Origin of the sequence: Sorangium sp. KYC3313, assembly GCF_052075895.1 — a bacterium.
GTDB lineage: Bacteria > Myxococcota_A > Polyangia > Polyangiales > Polyangiaceae > Sorangium > Sorangium cellulosum_B.
Map to the genome: position 1 here is coordinate 1,030,248 of NZ_CP197255.1, position 19,715 is coordinate 1,049,962.

7 protein-coding genes and 1 CRISPR repeat array are annotated in these 19,715 nt (G+C 68.9%); of the genes, 3 read left to right on the forward strand and 4 right to left on the reverse strand.

The features are described from left to right. Window positions 1-164 precede the first annotated feature (164 nt). The 3 genes from ACSRUE_RS04045 to ACSRUE_RS04055 form a co-directional block, all read right to left on the reverse strand. A complete protein-coding gene (locus tag ACSRUE_RS04045; protein ID WP_441289864.1) occupies window positions 165-755 on the reverse strand; it encodes an SMI1/KNR4 family protein in 591 nt (196 codons plus the stop codon). A gap of 2 nt (window positions 756-757) precedes the next feature. Further along, window positions 758-2,542 (reverse strand): RHS repeat domain-containing protein, encoded by a 1,785-nt coding sequence (locus tag ACSRUE_RS04050; protein ID WP_441289865.1) that lies wholly within the window; start codon window positions 2,540-2,542, stop codon window positions 758-760. Window positions 2,543-2,911: 369 nt separating this feature from the next. Beyond that, a complete protein-coding gene (locus ACSRUE_RS04055; protein WP_441289866.1) occupies window positions 2,912-9,616 on the reverse strand; it encodes an RHS repeat-associated core domain-containing protein in 6,705 nt (2,234 codons plus the stop codon). 1,007 nt (window positions 9,617-10,623) lie between these two features. Next, window positions 10,624-11,379: a CRISPR direct-repeat array (repeat unit 36 nt; unit sequence CTCTCCGCCGCTGAAAGGCGGCGGCCCCATTGAAGC). An 839-nt stretch (window positions 11,380-12,218) separates the two neighbouring features. Here ACSRUE_RS04055 and ACSRUE_RS04060 point away from each other — a divergent pair. After that, the gene (locus ACSRUE_RS04060; RefSeq protein WP_441289867.1) at window positions 12,219-13,181 is read left to right on the forward strand and encodes a hypothetical protein; all 963 of its coding nucleotides are present in this window, start codon (window positions 12,219-12,221) and stop codon (window positions 13,179-13,181) included. A gap of 646 nt (window positions 13,182-13,827) precedes the next feature. On the opposite strand, the gene ACSRUE_RS04065 is transcribed toward ACSRUE_RS04060, so the two are convergent. After that, window positions 13,828-14,670 (reverse strand): Uma2 family endonuclease, encoded by an 843-nt coding sequence (locus ACSRUE_RS04065; protein ID WP_441289868.1) that lies wholly within the window; start codon window positions 14,668-14,670, stop codon window positions 13,828-13,830. A gap of 432 nt (window positions 14,671-15,102) precedes the next feature. On the opposite strand from ACSRUE_RS04065, the gene ACSRUE_RS04070 reads away from it, so the two are divergent. Both ACSRUE_RS04070 and ACSRUE_RS04075 read left to right on the forward strand, forming a co-directional pair. Beyond that, window positions 15,103-16,941, forward strand: a complete 1,839-nt coding sequence (locus ACSRUE_RS04070; protein ID WP_441289869.1) for a TolB family protein — start codon at window positions 15,103-15,105, stop codon at window positions 16,939-16,941. 256 nt (window positions 16,942-17,197) lie between these two features. Then, on the forward strand, window positions 17,198-19,675 hold the full coding sequence (locus ACSRUE_RS04075; RefSeq protein ID WP_441289870.1) for a beta-propeller domain-containing protein: 2,478 nt from the start codon (window positions 17,198-17,200) through the stop codon (window positions 19,673-19,675). Window positions 19,676-19,715 lie beyond the last annotated feature (40 nt).

Sequence of the window (19,715 nt, forward strand, 5' to 3'; positions counted from 1 at the left end):
TTGCGCACTCCGGGTAAATGGGCCTGCTAGCTCCCACACCGATCAGTGTGAGTCCCATCTGCCTGGCAGCGTTGTTCTCTGTGATCTCGGCGTGCCCGATTCCCACACCTTCGACTTCGCCAGATCTGAGTGTAGCCCGTTGGGCGGGTGTTAATGTGCAATGTTCAGCTGGTCCGCCCGCGGTAGGGCGTGCCGATCGGACGGCTTCGAAGCCTCGCAGTCATCGGCATCTTCGTGAAAGGATTGATGCCTGAGTGCTCCTTGAACGTGAACAGTTTCTCGGCGAGCGGAATGCCATTGACCCAATCGATCATCCAATCATGAAGCGACATGTCTGTGTCGGTAAGACCGGCCTCGTCCAGCATTAGCACGTGTCCGGTGTCTTCATCAACACACGACCATACGCCGTCGCCCCAGTCGCATAGGGGAACCACCTGAACAGGCACACCCGCGCCTGTGTGATCGGCGAAGAGTTGCTCGCGGAGTTCCACGACCGACCGCCCATCGTTATCAACCCTACCTCCCGGTATGCCGATCAGGCCATCGGCTGGACCGAATCCGCCGTTCCCGACCTCTTGGAGCAGTCTTCGATGCAACGGATGGATCCTGCAACTCAGTACCCGCTCGGCTTGCTCAACTTGCTCCGGCGTGGCGCAGGGAGCCAACTCAGGCACCCCCCGGTCCGCCGAGTCGGTCCGGGTCATCGGATCCGCTGCTCGCTTTGCCACTGCGACGATGAGGGAGTCTTCTTCCATGGCTAGAACTCGAATGTGTATTTTCCGGTCACGCGACCTCCGATGCCTTGGATGAACTCAGTGCAGCCGCCAGGTCCCGTGCAAATCGTACTGGTGGTCACGCGCCGTGTAGGCGTCAGACCGAGCTTCCCAGCCCCAAAGATCGCGGTTGGCTCCGCATGGACTCCTGGCATTGGATGCACTGGTGTCAGCCCGAGCTTCTGAGCCGCTGCGATCTGAGCGGCAGAGAGATCGCTTGCGCCTCCAGCAACCAGCGTCGGCCATTCCGCAGTTTCAACGAGCGCAACCGTTCGCCTGAAGTTCATCGGCACACGCTCGACATTCGCAATATGCTGAGCGAGCTCGCGAGCGGCACTCGCAGCCCTTGCGGCGCCCGCCGCAGCCGTCGACCCCTCCGCGAGCGCCCCGAGCCCTCTCCCCGCACCGTACACCGTTGCCGCGCCGAGGAGGATCGTCTTCACCCCCGCCGAGCCCGCCGCCCGATAGTCGCTCCGGTCGATGGCGAGGGCCGTGTCCGCCCCGTGGCGCCCAATCTCATAGAGCGGGTTGACGGCGTTGAGCGCGCCGAGGAAGCCGTCTTGCTGGTAGCCGTCCCACATCGCGCGGCCGTGCTGGTAGGCGCCGTAACCGCCGAGCGTCATCGCATTCAGGACCAGCGATTGCGCGAGGCCGAGCGCCAGCTCGCCCGTCCCCTCGGCAGCGCCGAGCAAGGTGTCGCCGACCAGGCTGGTGGGGCTCGTGGCCTCCGCCGACGACAGCACCGGCTCGGGCACGAAGCCCGCGCTGGTCCCGAGCACGCTGACGTCGCTCGGCGGCGTGGCGCCGCCCGTCTTGGCAGCCGTGGTGTTGGTATCGGCGTCGGCGCGCGCCTCGTGCTTCGGCAACGGGGCGACGCGCAGCTCGAGTCCGATCGGCGCCAGGTCGAGTACTTCCCACCTGAGCTCCGCGCCGGGCGGCGGCGGTGAGCGAGCCCCGTCCTCCGGGGGCGCTTGCTGAAAGCCGCCCGGGTCGATGTAGGCGAGCGGGTTGTTCAGCACGTAGCTGTACGGATTCCAGCTCTGCCCGAAGAACGGGATCGACACGATCGGGTCCGTCGTCAAGAACCGCCCGATCCTGGGATCGTAGATCCTGCCCTTCATGTTCACGAGCCCGAGTTCGTCGTCGCTCTCGTGCCCGGTGAACCCCTGCGTCGTCTCGCTCGGGAACGACGCAGGCGGGCGCTCTCCCCAGACGGGGTTCCTGCGCTGCCCGAACGGGTCGTAGCTCCGCCGCTCGATCACGTCGCCGTCCTCGTCGGTGAGCGCATCGATCGAGCCGAGGTGATCGACATGCACGTAGCGCGTGCGGTCGTCCGAGCCTCCCCGGGTCACGATCGCCACCACGCGCTCCGGTGAGTGGACGTGGTACCGATGCTCTACGGCGCCTGACGCCGCATCGGTGACCCGTTCGTACAGGTCGCCGAAGTAGAGCGTCTCCTTTTCCGGGGTGGTCTTCCGGATCCGCTGCTGGTCGCCGCCGTAGCCGAACCTGATGGTGGTCGCGCCCTGCGTGATGTGCTCTGGCAGGTCGAACGGCGTATAGCGCACCGTCGTGCCGCCGGGCCGCGCGATCTGGTCGCCGACCGCGCTTTCGCCCGCCTGTCCGTTACGACGACGGAACTGAAACGCCTTCAGTTCCATGGGCATCCGCTGGCCGGCATGGATCGGGCTGATGAGTGTCTCATCGAAGCACATCTTCCACGACCCGCACCAACTCTCCTGGGTCTTCGAGAGCCGCGATGGCTTCATAGATGGCCTCGTGAAGTTGTCCTGGTTCGGCAGTCAGGGCGAACGCCAAGGCTGACACTGCGCGCCCTTTCGAGAATAGCCGCAGAGCCTCAGCCTTCTCGGACTCGTTCCCCTCCTCATGGAGCCGAAGGTACTCGTCGTCAAAATGAGCAGCTAGAAGTTCGAGTCGCTGCCGAAGCTCTCGCGGTCCGGTGGCTCCACCACGGAGGACACTCAGGGCGAGGCCGACATCTTGCCCCGCAAGATCAGTCGACGAAGCCGCCAGCTCACACGCGGCGACCGCTGCTTGTCTGCGCTTGGCCGGCGATGCACCGCGAAATCGTTCAGCCAATATCGGAGATGCCGAATCGAGCCGAAATACTGGTTTCATTATGGCACCTTCATGGGAGTTGTGACGCGCGCTCCCGCGCCTTCGATGAGGGATGCACAGGAAGGGCAGATCGGACGAGTTGCACCAACTTCGAGGAGACGCAGCCCATTCTGCCCCGCGAAGTTCACGATATCGGCTTCGGCGTGACCAAGGCCCGGAGCCAACGTCTCGCCCGGCGCTAGCGTCACTCCTGGTCGCAGGTAGCCGCGAGGCTCGCTTGTGCCGATCAGCACACGCTGTGCGCCGCTTGCATCTTCCGCCAGCCCAACGCCCATCGTGATTCGTCCCTGTTGAGGCGATGGAATTGCACTCCGAAGCTCATTGACCCTTGCGACCGTGCCCCCCCGCGCGGTTCCCACCGCCGCCGCCTCCTCGGCCGCCGTCCCCAGACCCCTTCCCATTCCAAGGACGGTGGCCGCGGCGAGGACCATCGCCTTGGTCCCCGCCGCGCCCGCTGTCCGATAGTCATCCCGATCGATGGCGAGGGCCGTGTCCGCCGCGCCGCGGCCGATGTGGTAGAGCGGGTTCACGGCGTTGAGCGCGCCGACAACGCCGTCTTCGTCGTAGCCGTCCCACATCGCGTTGGCGAACTCGTAGCCGCTGTACATCCCGAGCGTCAGCGCATTCAGCACGAGCATCCGCCCGATCCCTGCTCCGAGGTCGCGCGTCCCTTCCGCGGCGCCCAGCAAGGTCTGGCCGACGACGGTGCCTGGGCCGCCGGCGCCCGAGTGCTCCGGCGAGACGGTCACCGGCTGCGGCACGTACCCGGATGAGCTTCCGGTCGTGCCCACGTCGATAGGCGCCGTCGTGGCGCCGACCTCCACGGCCTCGCGCGGCCCTTCTTCAGGCTGGTTTGCTTTCGGCGGCGAGTAGAAGATCTCTACGGCGTAGTGTTCCGGGTGCACCACCGAGTAGACCGGCAGGATCGGCGCCTCCACCGGCTCTTCCTGGAACCCGCTCGGATCCACGTGATTGAGCGGGCTGTTGCGCACGTAGCTGTACGGATTCCAGCTCTGTCCGAAGGACGGGATCGCAATGATCGGGTCCGTCGTCAAGAACCGCCCGATCCTTGGATCGTAGATCCTGCCCTTCATGTTCACGAGCCCGAGCTCGTCGTCGCTCTCGTGCCCGGTGAACCCCTGCGTCGTCTCGCTCGGGAACGACGCAGGCGGGCGCTCGCCCCACACGGGGTTCCTGCGCTGCCCGAACGGGTCGTAGCTCCGCCGTTCGATCACAGCGCCGTCCTCGTCGGTGAGCGCATCGATCGAGCCGAGGTGATCGACATGCACGTAGCGCGTGCCGTCGTCCGAGCCTCCCCGGGTCACGATCGCCACCACGCGCTCCGGCGAGTGGACGTGGTACCGGTGCTCCACGGCGCCTGACGCCGCCTCGGTGACCCGCTCGTACAGATCGCCGAAGTAGAGCGTCTCCTTTTCCGGCGTGGTCTTGCGGATCCGCTGCTGGTCGCCGTCGTACCCGAACGTGATGGAGCTCGCGCCCTGCGTGATCTGCGCCGGCAGGTCGAACGGCGTATAGCGCACCGTCGTGCCACCTGGCCGCGCCGTCTGATTGCCGACTGCGTCATGCGCGTAGCTGTCCGTACCCGCGCCGGTGATCGCATGCGGGTGCAGCGGGTCGCCATACGAGAGGTCACCGACGTCCGACTTGAAGGTGAGATTGCCGTTCGGGTGGTAGTCGTAGCGGAGCGCGCAGGGCGCCGTCGCGCTCTCGAGATCGCCGAAGTACGCGCAGGTCAGCCGATGGATCGAATCATACCGGAAGCGCTCCGTCGTGTTCTCTGGCTGGAGCGCGTCGGCGCGGTGCGTGAGATTCAGGAGATCGTCGAACCCATAGTCCAGGTCTTGCACCTCCCCCGCGCGGCTCTGCGTCGCCATGTGCCTCAGGCGCTGCTTGTCGGCGAAGTAGCTCCGCTCCGTGACGGCGCCGTTGCCGAACACCTCCTCCCGGAAGCGCCCCGCGTCGTCCACGTCCGCCAAGCGCCAGTAGGCGAGGTTCGTTCCGCTGTCGCGCACGGCGATCACGTGGCCGTGCGCGTCGCGATCGTGGGCCACGACGAACGGCGCCGCGCCGGTAGGCGCCGGGTACGTGACCGTCTCGACGCGGCCGAGCGCGTCGTAGCCCAGCCTGGCCTCCAGGGGAGAGCGCTCGCCGTCGATGCGGAGCGAGATCGTGTCGAGCTGGCCAAGGCCCGTGTACCCGTACGTCTTGTCCCCGTCCGGGCTCGCAAGCCTGTGGAGCTTGCCGACGCCGTGCGCCGCGGTGTCCCAGGTCCACGTGGTCGTCAGGCTCTCCGCGCCGTTTTGGTCCACGCGCGAGCGGGGTCGACCGAGCGCGTCGTACGTCCACGTGACCTTTCGATCGAGCGCATCGGTCGACGAGATCTGCTCGCCGAACCCGTCATGGATCGAGACCGTCGTGCCCCGATCGGGGTCGTCGAGCTGCCGGACACGGCCGAACGCGTCGCGCGTCGTGCGCGTCACCGCCTCGCCCGGATCGGTGACCGTGTGCAGCAGGCCGAAGGGGCCGTACGCGTAGCGGGTGATCCCGTCGGCCGCGTCGGTGATGGTCTTGATGCGCCCCAGCGGGTCCTGCTCGGTCACCGTCACGTGATCGAGCGGGTCGGTGACGCGCACCTGCAGGCCATCGTACGCCGTCGTCGTGACCGCGTTCCACGGCATCGTATGGCGCACCTCGCGGCCCGCCGCATCGTACTCGTAGCGATCGTACAGGATCGCGCTCTCGGGCGTGTCCTCCCTGATCGGCACCGAGCGCCGCGCGATGTGCTCGCCCAGCGCGTCGTACCCGATCTCCTGCATGATACGCTTCGCGCCGCCCGAGCCCTCCGACGGCTCCGGTTCGGGCCCGTATCCCAACCATCGGATCGGGCGGCCGAGGCTGTCGAACTCCACCGTATCGTCGGCCCCACCGGTCGTGATGCTCTGCCGCCTCACCCGCCACGCATCCTGCTCCGGGCCACCATCCTTGCTGCGAGCGAGGGAGACGGTCGTCGTCGTGCCGTCCGGGCGCCTCTCGACGCCGAGCCGCCCGAAGCCGTCGTGCGCCCACGTCGTCACGAGCTGATTCGGATCGACCCGCTTGAGGAGCACGCCGAGCGCGTCGTCGAACTCCACGAGCGTGGCGTGCCCGGCCGCATTCACGTACTTCTCGGGGAACATGCCCTCCTCGTCGAAGCCCGTGCTGGATGTGCGCCTGTGCCCGAAGGCGTCCTCCGCCGTGACGCCGGTGATGTTCCCGAAGTCGTCGCGCGCATAGGTGAGCTTCAGCTTCGTGTCCGGCAGGCCGTCGTCGCTCTCGGTGGATTCGGTCTCCACCTCGCCGTGGATCGTGTTCGTTCGCTTGAGGGTCCGGCACTGCGACATCCCCGCCGCGGCGCTGCACTCCTTCTGCGTCTCGAGCTGGCCGAGGACCCAGCGCTCGGTGTCGTTCTTGACCGACCGCGTGACCTCGAGCGTCAGGTCGACACCATCCGTCGAGACCTCCTCGGCGCGCACGTTGCCGAACGTATCGAAGTCCGTCACCTTCGAGACCGAGTCGCGCAGCAGCGTCGCTCCGTCGCCTCCGCCCTCGACTTGCCGCACGTACGCCTCGACGGAGGGCACCGCGCCGCCCGGGGGCGGATAGACCCCTTGCGCTCGCCTCACCCGGCGCTCGGTGGGCAGCGTGAAGTACGTGGCGCCGTCGCTGGTCGGCACGAGCGTCCGCGTCACGTCGCGGAACGAGAGCTCGATCAACTCCGGTCTGGGCTGGCCGGGCAGCCCCGGAGCGCCGTGCCACGTCCGCTGGACGCTCCCCGCGAAGGGAAAGACCTGGAGCTCGTCGTCGAAGGTGCCGTGGTCGTAGACGTCGATCGTCACGGCACCCGTGTCCAGGTCGGTGACGATCCGCTCGCCGAACCCGAGAAAGCCGCGACCCAGCCGGTGGTAGCGCCCGTCGCGGTAGCCGACCTCGAAGCGCCTTGCTCGATCCGCGCCGTTGTTGAGCGCGTACGCGCTGACCACCCGGCGAGGGCCCACGACGCAGCGCCGCGGATAGCCGCAGTCGTCCGCCGCGCCGGACCGCGCGACGTAGAGCGCGCTCCTCCGGTCCGGATCCTCTTCCGCGCCTCCGCTCGTGACCGGCGCATCGGTCAGGTGGCCGTACGAGATGCTCACGTTGGGCACGAAGCCCGGTTCGGTCGGCTCGTGCGCGTTCATCCCGTCGGAGACCGCGACCAGGAGATCCTGGTCGGCCGAGAGGTTCTGGAAGACGTTGAACACGCGGCCGAGCGACAGGATCACGTCCTGGGCCCCGTCCCCGTTGAGATCGCCGGTGCGCGGCCCGCGCGGATCGGCGAGCGTGATCGCGTCACCGAGCTTGGCCTCGAAAGGAACCCCTGCGTCGACGAGCTTGAACGGCGGCCCCGCCAGGTCGCCCGTCGCTTGCAGGACGGCCCAGGAGGGGAGGACATCGGAGCCACCCAGCAGCATGCCTGGTGGGACGGGCATGAGCAGATCCTGCCGTCCATCGCCGTTGAAGTCGAGCGGCACCGCGAGGCGGAAAAGCGCGTCCTGATCCGGGATACCCAGCAGATCGCCGAAGCTGAACGCGTTGACGGTCCGGAAGGGCGACATCACGAACGTCGACCCCGTGTTGAGGTAGGTGTAGAGCTCACGACTACTGAAGCCGGATTCGACGGCATCGGGCAGGCCGTCGCCGTTGACGTCGAGAAAGACGACGCGGCCCCCGGGCCGCACGACAGGGAGCTTGGTGTCGACGACCTCCCAGCGTCCTTCGCCCCGGCGCATGATGGCCTCGTAGCTTTCTCCGATGAGGACCGCCCCGGCACCAAACGCCTTCACGGAGGGCACGATGAGATCGATCTTGCTGTCGGCGTCGATGTCGAGCGTGTGGAGCTCGATCGCGCAGGGAGTGCCGGTGAGCAGCTCGATCGACTCGCCCGTGGGGTCGAATCTCGCGGGCGTCGCGCCGCGCGCGGGCCTCCAGAGGTGGACGGTCCACACGGCGGAGAGCGGGTCCGGTACCAGCTCCTCGGTGTGGTCCTGGCACTGGATCAGATCCGGCACCGCGTCGCCGTCGAGATCGGCGAGGTGCACCGAAGCGCCGGGGCGTCTCAGGCTCGGCGGCGCAGGCGTGACCCCGAGCGGGAACGGCCGGCGGATGCCCGTGTCATGCAGCGCGAAGGTCCGGTCCGGCTGGGACAGGAGCACGTGCGATGTGGTCCTGGTGTCGAAGACGTCGTGGAGAAAGACGTCCATCTGCCCATCGTCGTTGTAATCGAGCACCGTCCCGAGCTCGGGCTGAAGAAGGGCCGGGTCGGACGGTCCATCCGGATCGGCGACGAACAGCCAATCCTGGAGGAAGGCGAGCTCCGGCGCCGCGAGAAAGGACGGCGACGCACGGGGCCCGAGGTTGCGCGCCACCTGCCACGCGGTGATCGGATGCGACGGCGTGCTGGACCCCGCGACGATGTCCGGAAGCACGAGGTCGTCGAGGCCGTCGGCGTCGATGTCGAACACCATCGGGCTCGTCTTCTCGGAGACCGGCTTGTCGATGTCCGTCGTGAGCCGCTCGAATCCGGGTTTTCCGCGGCTGTACTGAAACCGTGTCGGAGGCTTGCAGCCCCCGTCGCTCGCGCACTCCTCGACCTGGGTCAGGAGCGTCCGGCTGGTCGTCGGGCTCAGCTCGTAGCGAAAACCGTAGCTCCGGACCAGCGCGTCGCCCGGACCGAGCATCTGGATCTCCTCCAGGCGAAGCGAGCGCTGGAGCGCCATGCCGCGCGAGTAGCCCGTGCGAACCGCGGCCGAGTCCTTGGTCCCGTACACGAAGCGCACCGCCCGGGAAGGCTCGAGCGACGGCGTGCCCGCGAAGCTCGTGTAGCGGATCTCGTCGATCGCGTACTCGGCGGCATGACCGTCCGCGGCCTCGGCGAGGCAGTACGCGTACGACATGGCGTTGCCGCGGCCGTCACGGGCCTCGTTCGCGAGCCACGCGCGTGGGACGCCGCCCCGCGCGAGCGGCTTGCTGCCCTCGGCGCGCCCGTACTCGACGACGCGGCCGGTGGGCAGATAGGCCTCGAAGAAGAGCGCCTCGGCGGGCGCGCCGCCTTCCGGAGCGTAGTGACCGACCACCTTCACGAACGTATCCGGAAACGTCCGGTACTCGATGGTTCCCGGCCCCTCTCCCACGGGGACGAGGCGCTGGCCGTCGAGGCAGAGCGCGTCGTCGCCGTCGTACCGCACGCCGCGGATCTCCCCATCTTGCGCGAGGCTCTTCGGACATCGCGTGATCGCGGAGAGCCCGGTGATGGAGAAGCCGTTGCCGAGCACGCCGTCGCCGCCGTCGCTGCGATAGACGATCTGGAGCCCAGGACCCATGCCCGCGCGCGACGGCGGGGAGGCCAGGTCCATGGTGTACACGGCCTCTCCGGTGCTCGTGATGGAGAACGCCCCGGGGACGGTGCCGGCGGCGACGGTCTCGACCTCCGGCGCGGGGCGGGCCGTGGCAGGGCTGTGCGCACGCGGTGTCCGGCAGGCGACGAGGCCAGGTGGCTCCGGAAGCGGCTCGCCGAAGGTGCACTGGCACCCGCCCGACGCGAGCACGCAAGCGAGAAACATCCAGAGCGGGATCAACGCCCTGCGCGACCAACGCGGAACTGGCGACATCGCAGCCTCCCCGGCGAACAGCAGTGCCACGGCGCTGCATCGCGCGTCAAGCGCTGCGCTCATGCCGAACCGCGCCATCCATGCCGAGGTCGAGGGATTCGTGACTGCATCCGTGCCGATTCGGTGTGCGCGCGGCGGGCGACACAGCTGCCCTCGCCGAGGTTCGAGTGGCCGTCCGTGATGAAACCGCGGCGAGGAGAGAGCGAGCCGGGTATGAGAGCGCTCGGCTCGGGCGGCGTGCGCAGCGCCTCGACGACCATGAGCGCGGAGTTCGGCTGAGCCTGGTACAGCTCGATCTTGAATGGATTGAGCCGGTACGGGAGGACAGCGCGCACGACGGCGTGATCAGGAGGCTCCACGCCGGCCCAGGCGCGGCGGCGATCCGATCGGCATTGGCTACCTCGACGAGGACCAGCGGACGCTGGAGGAGAACCTACGATCTGGACGCCGGGCAAGGGCGGCATCCGCTGGAGCCACGATGGCCGTAGGGTGTTCGAGCAACATGGCGACCGCGTCGAGACGATTCGCTCCCCCGACAGGAGCAGCGCACATCAGCCGGGCACGCACGCGCGGCAGGACCTGGCGGACGAGCTGGGCGGCGGAGCGGTGGCGCCAGGAGGTCATGCGGCGAGGGGAGCATGGGCGCGGGCCGCCGTGGTGGTGACTGAGGCGGCTGCGCCCATGGCCCTGATTGAAGCGCCCGCGGTGCTCCATCAGGAGCCGGAGCTCACGCCGCCGGGAACGGCTGCTTGACGGCTGCCCACGAGGGACTGGACGGCGGGGGGAGGTGCCGTGTAGAAGGGGGACGGCAGACCGGTTGCGAGAGGGGGAGTGACACGAAAATCCCAGGAGGCGCTCGCAACGCTGGCAGGTGTTTGAAATGGCGACGAAATTTGGGACGACCTGGGTGTGCGGAGCGCCTCCGGTGCCCGGAGCGAGGAATGGATCGGGACCCTCTCGCAAACCGGGTCGCAAGTGCGCGAAATGTATCGTAGTCTTCGTGACCACTCTCCGCCGCTGAAAGGCGGCGGCCCCATTGAAGCACCACGAGGAAGCGCTTGTTGTTCGCTCCGCGGTCCACTCTCCGCCGCTGAAAGGCGGCGGCCCCATTGAAGCTTGAGCCCGTCCACGCCGGTCATGCCCATCGCCTGGCTCTCCGCCGCTGAAAGGCGGCGGCCCCATTGAAGCACCATCTCGGAGATGAACGCGGCCTCTCGGGTCGCGCTCTCCGCCGCTGAAAGGCGGCGGCCCCATTGAAGCAGTGCCTCCGCGCGCCAACTGCATCGCGTGCAGCGGCTCTCCGCCGCTGAAAAGCGGTGGCCCCATTGAAGCCCCGCATCGGCCGCGCTCGTCACCAGGCCAGCCCGCAGCTCTCCGCCGCTGAAAGGCGGCGGCCCCATTGAAGCACGGCACATGCTCCTCCGCGGGGCGCACCGCACGAGCTCTCCGCCGCTGAAAGGCGGCGGCCCCATTGAAGCCAGAGCGGGGCGATCCACCGAGAGAACGTCGAGGCCGCTCCGCCGCTGAAAGGCGGCGGCCCCATTGAAGCGACGAGATGATCGAGGTCATCGACATCGCAGGCCTGACTCTCCGCCGCTGAAAGGCGGCGGCCCCACTGAAGCATCCGGCAGTGGACGCTCAGCTCGACGTGTCGGTCTCTCCGCCGCTGAAAGGCGGCGACCCCATTGAAGCATGGACACGTTCGCGGCCTCTGTCCCTGGCGTCGACTCTCCGTCGCTGAAAGGCCGGGGTCCCATCGAAGCAGCGCCCGCTTGTCATCAACGTCCAGCCAGATGACCAGTCTACCAGGGCTCCCGGTCGTTCAGTCTCGACTACGGTCCGGAGGGGTCTCGAGTACAGTCCGAAGTGGTCTCGAGCACAGCCCCGGAGGGTCTCGAGCGCAGTCCGGAGGGGTCTCGAGCACAGTCCGGAGGGGTCTCGAGTACAGTCCGGAGGGGTCTCGAGTACAGTCCGGAGGGGTCTCGAGTACAGTCCGGAGGGGTCTCGAGTACAGTCTGGAGCGGGCTCCGCCACGGTCCGAGCGCCCGTGACGGCAGGTCGCACCGCTCGTCAACCACACCAGACCCCCGGGGCCTGCACACGGGACCGCGCCCATCGCGGTCGAGCCCGCCGCGGTCGTCCAAAGCCTGACCCGCCGGCAACGCCAGCGCCCGCACCGACGCGGTGCCAGGCCGCCCGTCCCTCGCGCCGCGCGGTCGGGCAACGGCGGCGACCGTGCGCGAGCACCTCGTGGACCCGCGGGTAGCCGGTGAGCGCGTTCACGATCTTGTCGGTGTCGTTCCCGTTCGCGCGGAAGCTTGTGACATGGAGCCTGTCGTCGGGTCCGAAGACGACGGCATTAGGGCGGTATCGATCGCACCCCCACAGGTCATCGACGTTTTCGCCGTTGTTGCTATCGACGACGACGCCGAGGAACGCACTGGTGTCGGGGTCGAAGCTCGGGATTCGACCGTCGAGGATGGTTTGCTTCCCGTCTTCTCGCCTTCATGCGGACTCTCTCTGGGCAACGTCGACCACCACCGCGCGCCGGGGGATGACATGAGCCCGCTCGTCGGTGTAGCCTCCCATGCTGGAGGATCTCATGAGCAAACCCAAGACATCGAAGTCCCCGAAAACCCCGAAGGCAACGAAGGCCGAGCGCACCGAGGCCGAGGCGCTCACGCCGCTCGACAAGGCGCTGGAGGACGCCAGTCCGACGGAGCTCGACGCCGAGACGACGGCCTTCCTCGCCCGCGTCCACACCTTGCTCTTCAACGTCCCGCGGTACCTCGCACGGGCGAGGCGACACGGATACACGCAGAAGGAGCACGATCTGGGTTGGGAGCTGTACACCACGGCTTCCGGCAAGAACCGCCGCTTCGAGCACTGGCTGGCCGAGGGCGATCAACGCGAGGTCGCGGCCGGCGGCTCCGTTGAGCGGATGCGCTTGCTTCAGGAGATCGACGACTTCGAGAACCTCTGGTTCCCGCGGATGCGGATGATCATCCCCCGGGTGATCCCGCGCGAGAACGCCGCTCGATTCACCGCCGCATTCTTCAAGAACCTCTCGCAGCAGCCGCTCAGCCCCGCGGTGGTGGACTCGGTGAAGACGTTCCTGAACCGCATCGACGAGCTCGCGTCGAGCGCCGAGCCCGGCGCGCGGGAGCTCTACCGGACGCTCGGCGAGCGCGGGCTCACGCCGAAGAAGATCGAGTCGATGCGCCGGCTGATCGCCACCGCGGAGGAGCACCGGACTCCGGACAGGACCGCGCCCGCGGTGGGCCCGGCGGAGATCGCGAAGGCCAAGGAGGCGCAGCTCGCCGCGCTCCAGTCGCTCCGCCTCTGGTACAACGACTGGGCCACGACGTTCCGCGGCATCTTCAACACGCGCGAGCAGATCACGCTCGGCCTGACGACGCTCAAGCGACGGAAGAAGGATGCCGAGGCGGAGGATGCGGAGGCCGAGGCCGAGGCCGAGGACGACACAGAAGACGAGGAGGACGCGGGCGACGAGGAGGACGCGGGAGACGAGGAGGAGGACGACGACGGCGCCGCCGACCAGTAACGGCGCCGGCGCTCGGGATGCCCCTGTGGCTCGAACCATCCTCACCCCCGGTGAGCGACGGCAGCCACCCGGACCGTGAGCCCGGGAGCCCGGAAAGTGTCACCTGGTTCCGCCCATCAGGGATCCGGAGAGAGAGCTCAGCGCAAAGGCACAAGGGCGCAAAAGAAAGAACACATGTCGTGCATTTTTGCGTCTTTGCGTTCAATCTCTCTCCGCTCGCGACACAGATCCCTGGCAGCATTTCTGACCCGAGGTACCAGCGTCTCGACGGCGGCGACGGAACGCTACCAGCACAAGGCCCATGGCGACGGCCGCTGCGTACGAGCTCTTCGGCGTCGCATCGCCGGCTACCACTACTGCGGGAAGTTGCTCCGGATCGGCAGAAAAACCGCCATGGCGCCAAGGTCGCCAAGGGGAGAGAGGACGTGCCGTCCCGGCATCTTTCCTTCCCATTTCCCCGGTTTCTTGGCGCCCTTGGCGTCATGGCGGTTCGCTTCCCCGTCTGACTTCCCGCAGTAGTGCTACGATCGCGCACCCGCCGGATTCACCGGATTCACCTGAAGAATCTGAGCCCGCGCCGGCGCCGGCGCTGCCACCGGTGCCGCTCGGATCGCTGCCGCCCGTCGTGGCGCGTGAGCCACCGCGCTCACCTCCGGGTCACGCGGGCCTCCAGGTCGCGCACCCGCGCCTCGAGCTCGCGGACCCGCGCCTCGGCGGCGGCGCGGGCGCGCTGCTCCGCGACGCGGGCGCGCTGCTCCAGGGCGCGCGCCTCGCCCTCGGCGCGGAGGGCTTCCTCCTCGGCCGGCACGAGATCCGTCGCGCGGGAGCTCCGCGCGACGCGCAACGTCGGGTGCGGGCCGTCCTTCAGCACGACGAGGTGCGCGTCGAGCGCCTCGATCCTGACGGGATCGCCGCTTCCGTGGACCCGCAGGTAGGTGCCGTCCGCGTCCCGCCGGTACAGCTGGAGAGGCACCCGCTCCTCCGCGAGCGGCGCGCTGGCGGCAGCCGCCTCGGGATCGAAGAGCAGGAGCTCGGGACAGCCGAGCTGCCAGTACTTCGCCGGCGCATCCTCGTACATACGGCGCCAGTCGCCCGCGACCACCTCCAGCGCGAACCGCGGCGGACGATGGCCCGGCAGCCAGGTCTGCCACTGCCGCGGGATGGGCGGCAACGGGCGATGATCGAGGACGTAGAGGTCCGGCAGGACGCGCACGAACGGCTCGCCCCGTACCCACGCGAAGAAGTGCCCGGTGCCTGCGTACCAGTCGGCCCAGCCACGCTCGCGCGCGAGCTGCGCGATCACCGACAGCAGCAGGCGGGCGACCTCGGACCGCCCGGCCTTGTCAGGACGCTCCGCGTCATCGGGCAGATACCAGCCGGACCAGTCGATCGCGGCGCCGGCCTCCTCCGGCGACAGATCGCGGAGCACGAGCGCGCGGGGAGAACGCCGAGGGGTAAGGGGGAACCCGATGCGATTCGGCGATGCCACGCGAAGAAACTAGCACTGCCTACTGCGGGAAGTTGCCCCGGAGCGGCAGAAAAACCGCGACGCAACCGACGCAACCGACGCAACCGACGCAACCGACGCAACCAAGCCACGCGACGTGCCCTTGCCGGACGCTTGACAGGAACAAGGGTCCATGTCCTCCTACCTGCTCGAACCTTTCTTCACGTCGTCAACGACGGCAACGGCGGCAGCCTCGCGCTGAGCGATCTCGCGATCCGCTGCTGGTACCCCCCGAGGCCCGGCGCGACGAACCAGCAGCACCGTGACCACGCATCCATCGCGTCAGCCCGGGCTCGGGCGCGTCGCGCGAGCGTCCGGGATCAACGCCGGCCGCGACCGCGAGATCACGGCCGCACCTCACGGTGTGCTGGTCCGGGAGCGCCGCGCCTCGAGCGCGCGCACGGAGGAACCTGGATGAGAACCTTGCATCGACGGATTGGGACGCTGGTGATCGGCTCTGCCTGCGCGATCGCCTGCTCGGCAAGCGCGGATCGGCCCCCGCAGCAGGCCCAGGGAACCGGCGGCGCGGGCGGCATCCCGGACGACATCGGCGGCGGAACGGGGAACATCTTCGACGTGGGCAGCGGCGGCCCCGTGGAGCCGCCTCCCTGCGAGGTGTGCGAGGACTTTCCCGCGGCCCCGGTGCTCGACGACAGCGGGACGCCGCCGCCGGCGAACGCGGCCGAGCTCTTCGGCGCCCCGGGCAGCGGCGGGACAGGCGGCCCGTGCCTCGCCGAGCCGGAGATCGGGGCGCTCTTCCCGAACAACTGGCTGCGACCCAGGTTCCGCTGGATCGCGCCGCAGGGACAGGACCTGTTCGAGATCCGCGTGCGCGCCGACCGGGAGAAGAACGATCTGGTCGTCTACACGACGAACAGAGAGTGGAAGATGCCCAAGGACATGTGGGAGAAGCTGGCCGCGCACGTCCGCGGCGAGCCGATCACCATCACGATCCGCTCCGTGTCGACGAGCGCGCCGGGCGCGCCGCTCGTGGGCTCCTCCGGGCCGATCACCATCGCGCCGGCGCCGGCCGGCGGCAGCATGGTGTACTGGGCGGCGATCGGCGAAGGGCCCGCGGACGCGTGGCTGGCAGGCTTCGGCGTGGGCGAGGAGGGCGTCGTCGACGCGCTGAAGGTCGACCAGGTGCAGCAGGGCGGCCGGCGCGACGAGAACGGCAACGTGAGGGGCGACGGCAAGGCGCGGTGCATCGGGTGCCACACGTCGACGCCCGACGGCGAGGCCGTCATGTTCATGGACCACTGGCCGTGGGATCTCGCCATCGCGTCCGTGCAGGAGGACTCGGTGGGCGCGGTCCCCGCCTATGTGACGCCCGGCGGCTCGGAGGCCATGAACCAGGCCTGGCTCGGGCCACCCAAGATGTCGCCCGCGCATTTCTCCCCCGGAGACCGGATCTTCATCACCTCCTATGGCCGGGACAAGGGCAGCGTCTGGGATGGCCAGTCGCACACCAGCATGCCGAACGCGCGCCTCGCATGGTTCGACCTCGAATCGCCCGCGCCGACCTACGCCGAGGGGACCAACGCCACGGTGGCCAAGACCGAGATGGCGGCCGCGGAAGGGACCGCCTTCGGCTTCATCGAGCGCGGGGGCGACCCGCGCGGGGCGATGATGCCGGACTGGAGCAACGACGGCCAGACCATCGTCTACGTGTCGACCGACACCGGCAAGGACGGGCGCCTCGCCGCAGGCGCCGGCGATCTCTACACCGTGCCTTACAACAACAGGCAAGGCGGCGCGGCCACGCCCCTGCCCGGCGCCGCAGAGGCGAATTTCAACGAGTACTACCCGGCGTTCGCGCCCGACGACGAGCTCATCGCGTTCAACAGGGCGCCTGGTCCGGGGGAGATGTACTACAATCCCGACTCCGATATTCATGTCATCCCCGCGGCCGGCGGCACGCCGACGCGGCTCGCGGCCAACGACCCGCCCGCTTGCCTCGGGGTCACGAGCCCTGGAATCCACAACAGCTGGCCTCAATGGTCGCCCGAGGCGACCACCGTCGACGGCAAGACCTATTACTGGGTCATCTTCTCGTCGTCGCGCGACGGCTATACGCTCCAGAAGACACCGAGCAAGAAGGCGTCGCAGCTCTACGTGACCGGCGTGGTCGTGGAGGGAACGACGGTGCACACGTATCCGGCCATCTACCTCTGGAACCAGGATCCAGGCACGAGCAACCACACGCCCGCATGGGACGTGTTCAAGATCCCTCCGGCGCCCGTCCCGCTCTGATCCAGCGCCAGACTCACACGGCTCAGAGCGCTCACCCCACAAGGTGGGCTGTCCGGGTCCCATGAACGTCGGCGTCATCCCGCACTGACGGAAACCAACAGCCCTACCATCCGCCTGGCACACGTGTGCCAGGCGGCCTGCGGCGAGTGCTTGCATGTCGTGCTCTCCGCGGCGCGACAGGCGCGGCGCGCGGGCAAAGCGCGGCGAATCGAGCGAGCGGGCGGCTGGCGCGGGCCTTGCGAACGCAGCGGGCACCATGCGAACCCACCGCACCCATTCCTCCCTCTGGCTCCTCCTGGCAACAGGGCTCCTCGCCGCCGGATGCGAGACGGCGTCCGCGCCTGTCGACTCGGTCGGCTCTCAGCGCGCGGCGCTCCACCGGGCTCAGTCCTGCGACGACCTCGGAGCGCTGCTGAAGCAGGACGCGCTCGCCAAGATGAACGCCCAGATCGACGCCACGATCGCGAGCTACTCGGCGTACGGCTACCCCCGCGGCGCCCTCGGCGGCGTCGACAACGGCAGCGTCGGCGTCCCCGGAGGGGCCCAGGATCCCACGGACACGCCCGCCCCGGTGCCGCCCAGCGCAGACGACGGGGGAGCCGGCCAGGAGACCTCAGGGGAGGACAGCGGCAGCGGCGCCGACCCTGCCCACTCCGAGACGAACACCCAGGTCGCCGGCGTCGATGAGGCGGATATCATCAAGACCGACGGCAACAACATCTACGTGCTCCACGGCCAGAGCTTCTACACCCTGACGGCGTGGCCGGCGTCGTCGCTCGCGGTGGGCAGCTCGCTCGCGATCGAGGGCTCGCCCCTCGAGATGTTCGTGGCAGGCGACAAGGTCGTCGTCTATTCGTCGGTCAACGGGGCCGCGATCTACGAGCAGGCGGGCGTCACGCCGCGGCCGGGGTATTACGACTACCTGCTCATCGACACCATGATCGGCGGCGGCGGCGTCGCGCCGACGCCAGGAGACCCCGGCGCGCCGAGCGGCGCGCCGGGGACCCCCGCCGACGGCGGAGACGCGAGGCCGCTGCCGCCGGACAACACCGAGCCACCGTCCGGCGGCGACACGCCGTCGGAGGACGACGCGCCCCCCGACGCCGACGCGCCCCCCGACGCCGACGCGCCGGCGCCCCCGCCTCCGGACGGCGGCGGGGCCGATGAGACGCCGCCCGACGAGCCGGGCATCGACGTGCCCGGCTCGGGCGGCGTCTGGGCGCCGCTCACGAAGATCACCGTCCTGAGCCTCGCCGACGGCGCTCCCAGCGTGGTCAAGGAGGTCTACTTCGAGGGAGGCTACAGCTCGGCGCGGCGCACCGGCCCGAACGTGCGCACGGTGCTGACCGGCGGCGCCCACGGCCCCGCGCTCCGCTACTGGCCGTCGGGCCTGACCGAGTACCCCGAGACCGCCGAGGCGTGGACCGCGGCGTTCGAGCAGCTCCGCACCGAGAACGCGGCGCTCATCGAGGACGCCCCGCTCTCGACGTGGCTGCCGTACCGCTTCGAGAAGCAGGGAGAGGCGGTCACGCTGCTCGACGCGAGCTGCTCGGACTTCTATGTTCCGGAGGCCGGCACGACGTCGTACGGCCTGACGCAGATCGAGTCGATCGACCTCGCCGACCTCGCCGCGGCGCCGGAGTCGACCTCGATCGTCGGCGCGACCGACACCGTGTACGCGAGCCACGACGCGCTCTACGTCGCCGCGCGCTCCTGGCAGCAGCAGGCGGCGCCCGGCGAGATGTTCGTCGGCACGAACCTCACCCACCTGCACAAGTTCGATCTGATCGCCGACCCGAGCCAGCCCGGGTACGTCGCGTCAGGCTCGGTGCCCGGCCACATCGTCAACCAGTTCTCGCTCGATGAGCACAACGGCAAGCTCCGCGTCTCGACGACCTCGCAAGTGCCGGCGGAGCCCAGGTGGACGACCAGCAACAACGTGTTCGTCCTCGAGGCGCAAGGGACCGAGCTCGAGCAGATCGGCGCCGTCACCGACCTGGCCCCCGGCGAGACCATCCAGTCCACCCGGTTCGTCGGGGATCGCGGCTATGTCGTGACGTTCCGCCGGGTCGACCCGCTGTTCGTGATCGATCTCGCGGACCCGGCGTCCCCCTCCGTCGCGGGTGAGCTCAAGATCCCCGGCTTCAGCGAGTACATGCACCCGCTCGACGACGGGCACCTCCTGACGATCGGCAGGGACGGCGAGGAGGACGGCACGGTGACCGGCCTGGCGCTCCAGATCTTCGACGTCACGAGCGCGTCGGCGCCCGCGCTCCTGCACAAGGAGGCGCTCGACGGGGCGGAGTACATGCACTCCGAGGCCGAGTACAACCACAAGGCGTTCACGTACTACGGCGAGCTCGGCGTGCTCGCCTTCCCGCTCGTGAGCTTCGACGGGGAGACCGGCGCGATGTCGAGCACGCTGGAGCTGTTCAGCGTCGATGTCGAGGACGGGTTCAGCCGGCTCGGCGCGGTCGACCACAGCGGCTTCTTCAGCAGCGTGCCGTCGGGGTGCTATTACGGCGGGGCCGCTGTGCAACGCGGCCTGTTCATCGAGGACTACGTCTACTCGTACTCCCAGGGCGGCGTGCTCGTGAACGCGCTCGACGACCTCGCGACGCCGGTGGCGTCGCTGCCCCTGCCCACCCCGGACTCGGTCGGGTACGCGTGCGCCGGCGTCGACGGCGGCGTCGCGGAGCCGGCGCCGGCGCCCGAGCCGGCGCCCGAGGAGTAGCGCCGAACAGGCAGCGATCGGCCGCAGCGCCGCCGCGCGT

Bases quoted from the DNA above. Each gene is read 5' to 3' on its own strand.
- ACSRUE_RS04045 (WP_441289864.1), bottom strand. From the start codon at position 755: ATGGAAGAAGACTCCCTCATCGTCGCAGTGGCAAAGCGAGCAGCGGAT.
- ACSRUE_RS04050 (WP_441289865.1), bottom strand. From the start codon at position 2,542: ATGAAGCCATCGCGGCTCTCGAAGACCCAGGAGAGTTGGTGCGGGTCG.
- ACSRUE_RS04055 (WP_441289866.1), bottom strand. From the start codon at position 9,616: ATGTCGCCAGTTCCGCGTTGGTCGCGCAGGGCGTTGATCCCGCTCTGG.
- ACSRUE_RS04060 (WP_441289867.1), top strand. From the start codon at position 12,219: ATGAGCAAACCCAAGACATCGAAGTCCCCGAAAACCCCGAAGGCAACG.
- ACSRUE_RS04070 (WP_441289869.1), top strand. From the start codon at position 15,103: ATGAGAACCTTGCATCGACGGATTGGGACGCTGGTGATCGGCTCTGCC.
- ACSRUE_RS04075 (WP_441289870.1), top strand. From the start codon at position 17,198: ATGCGAACCCACCGCACCCATTCCTCCCTCTGGCTCCTCCTGGCAACA.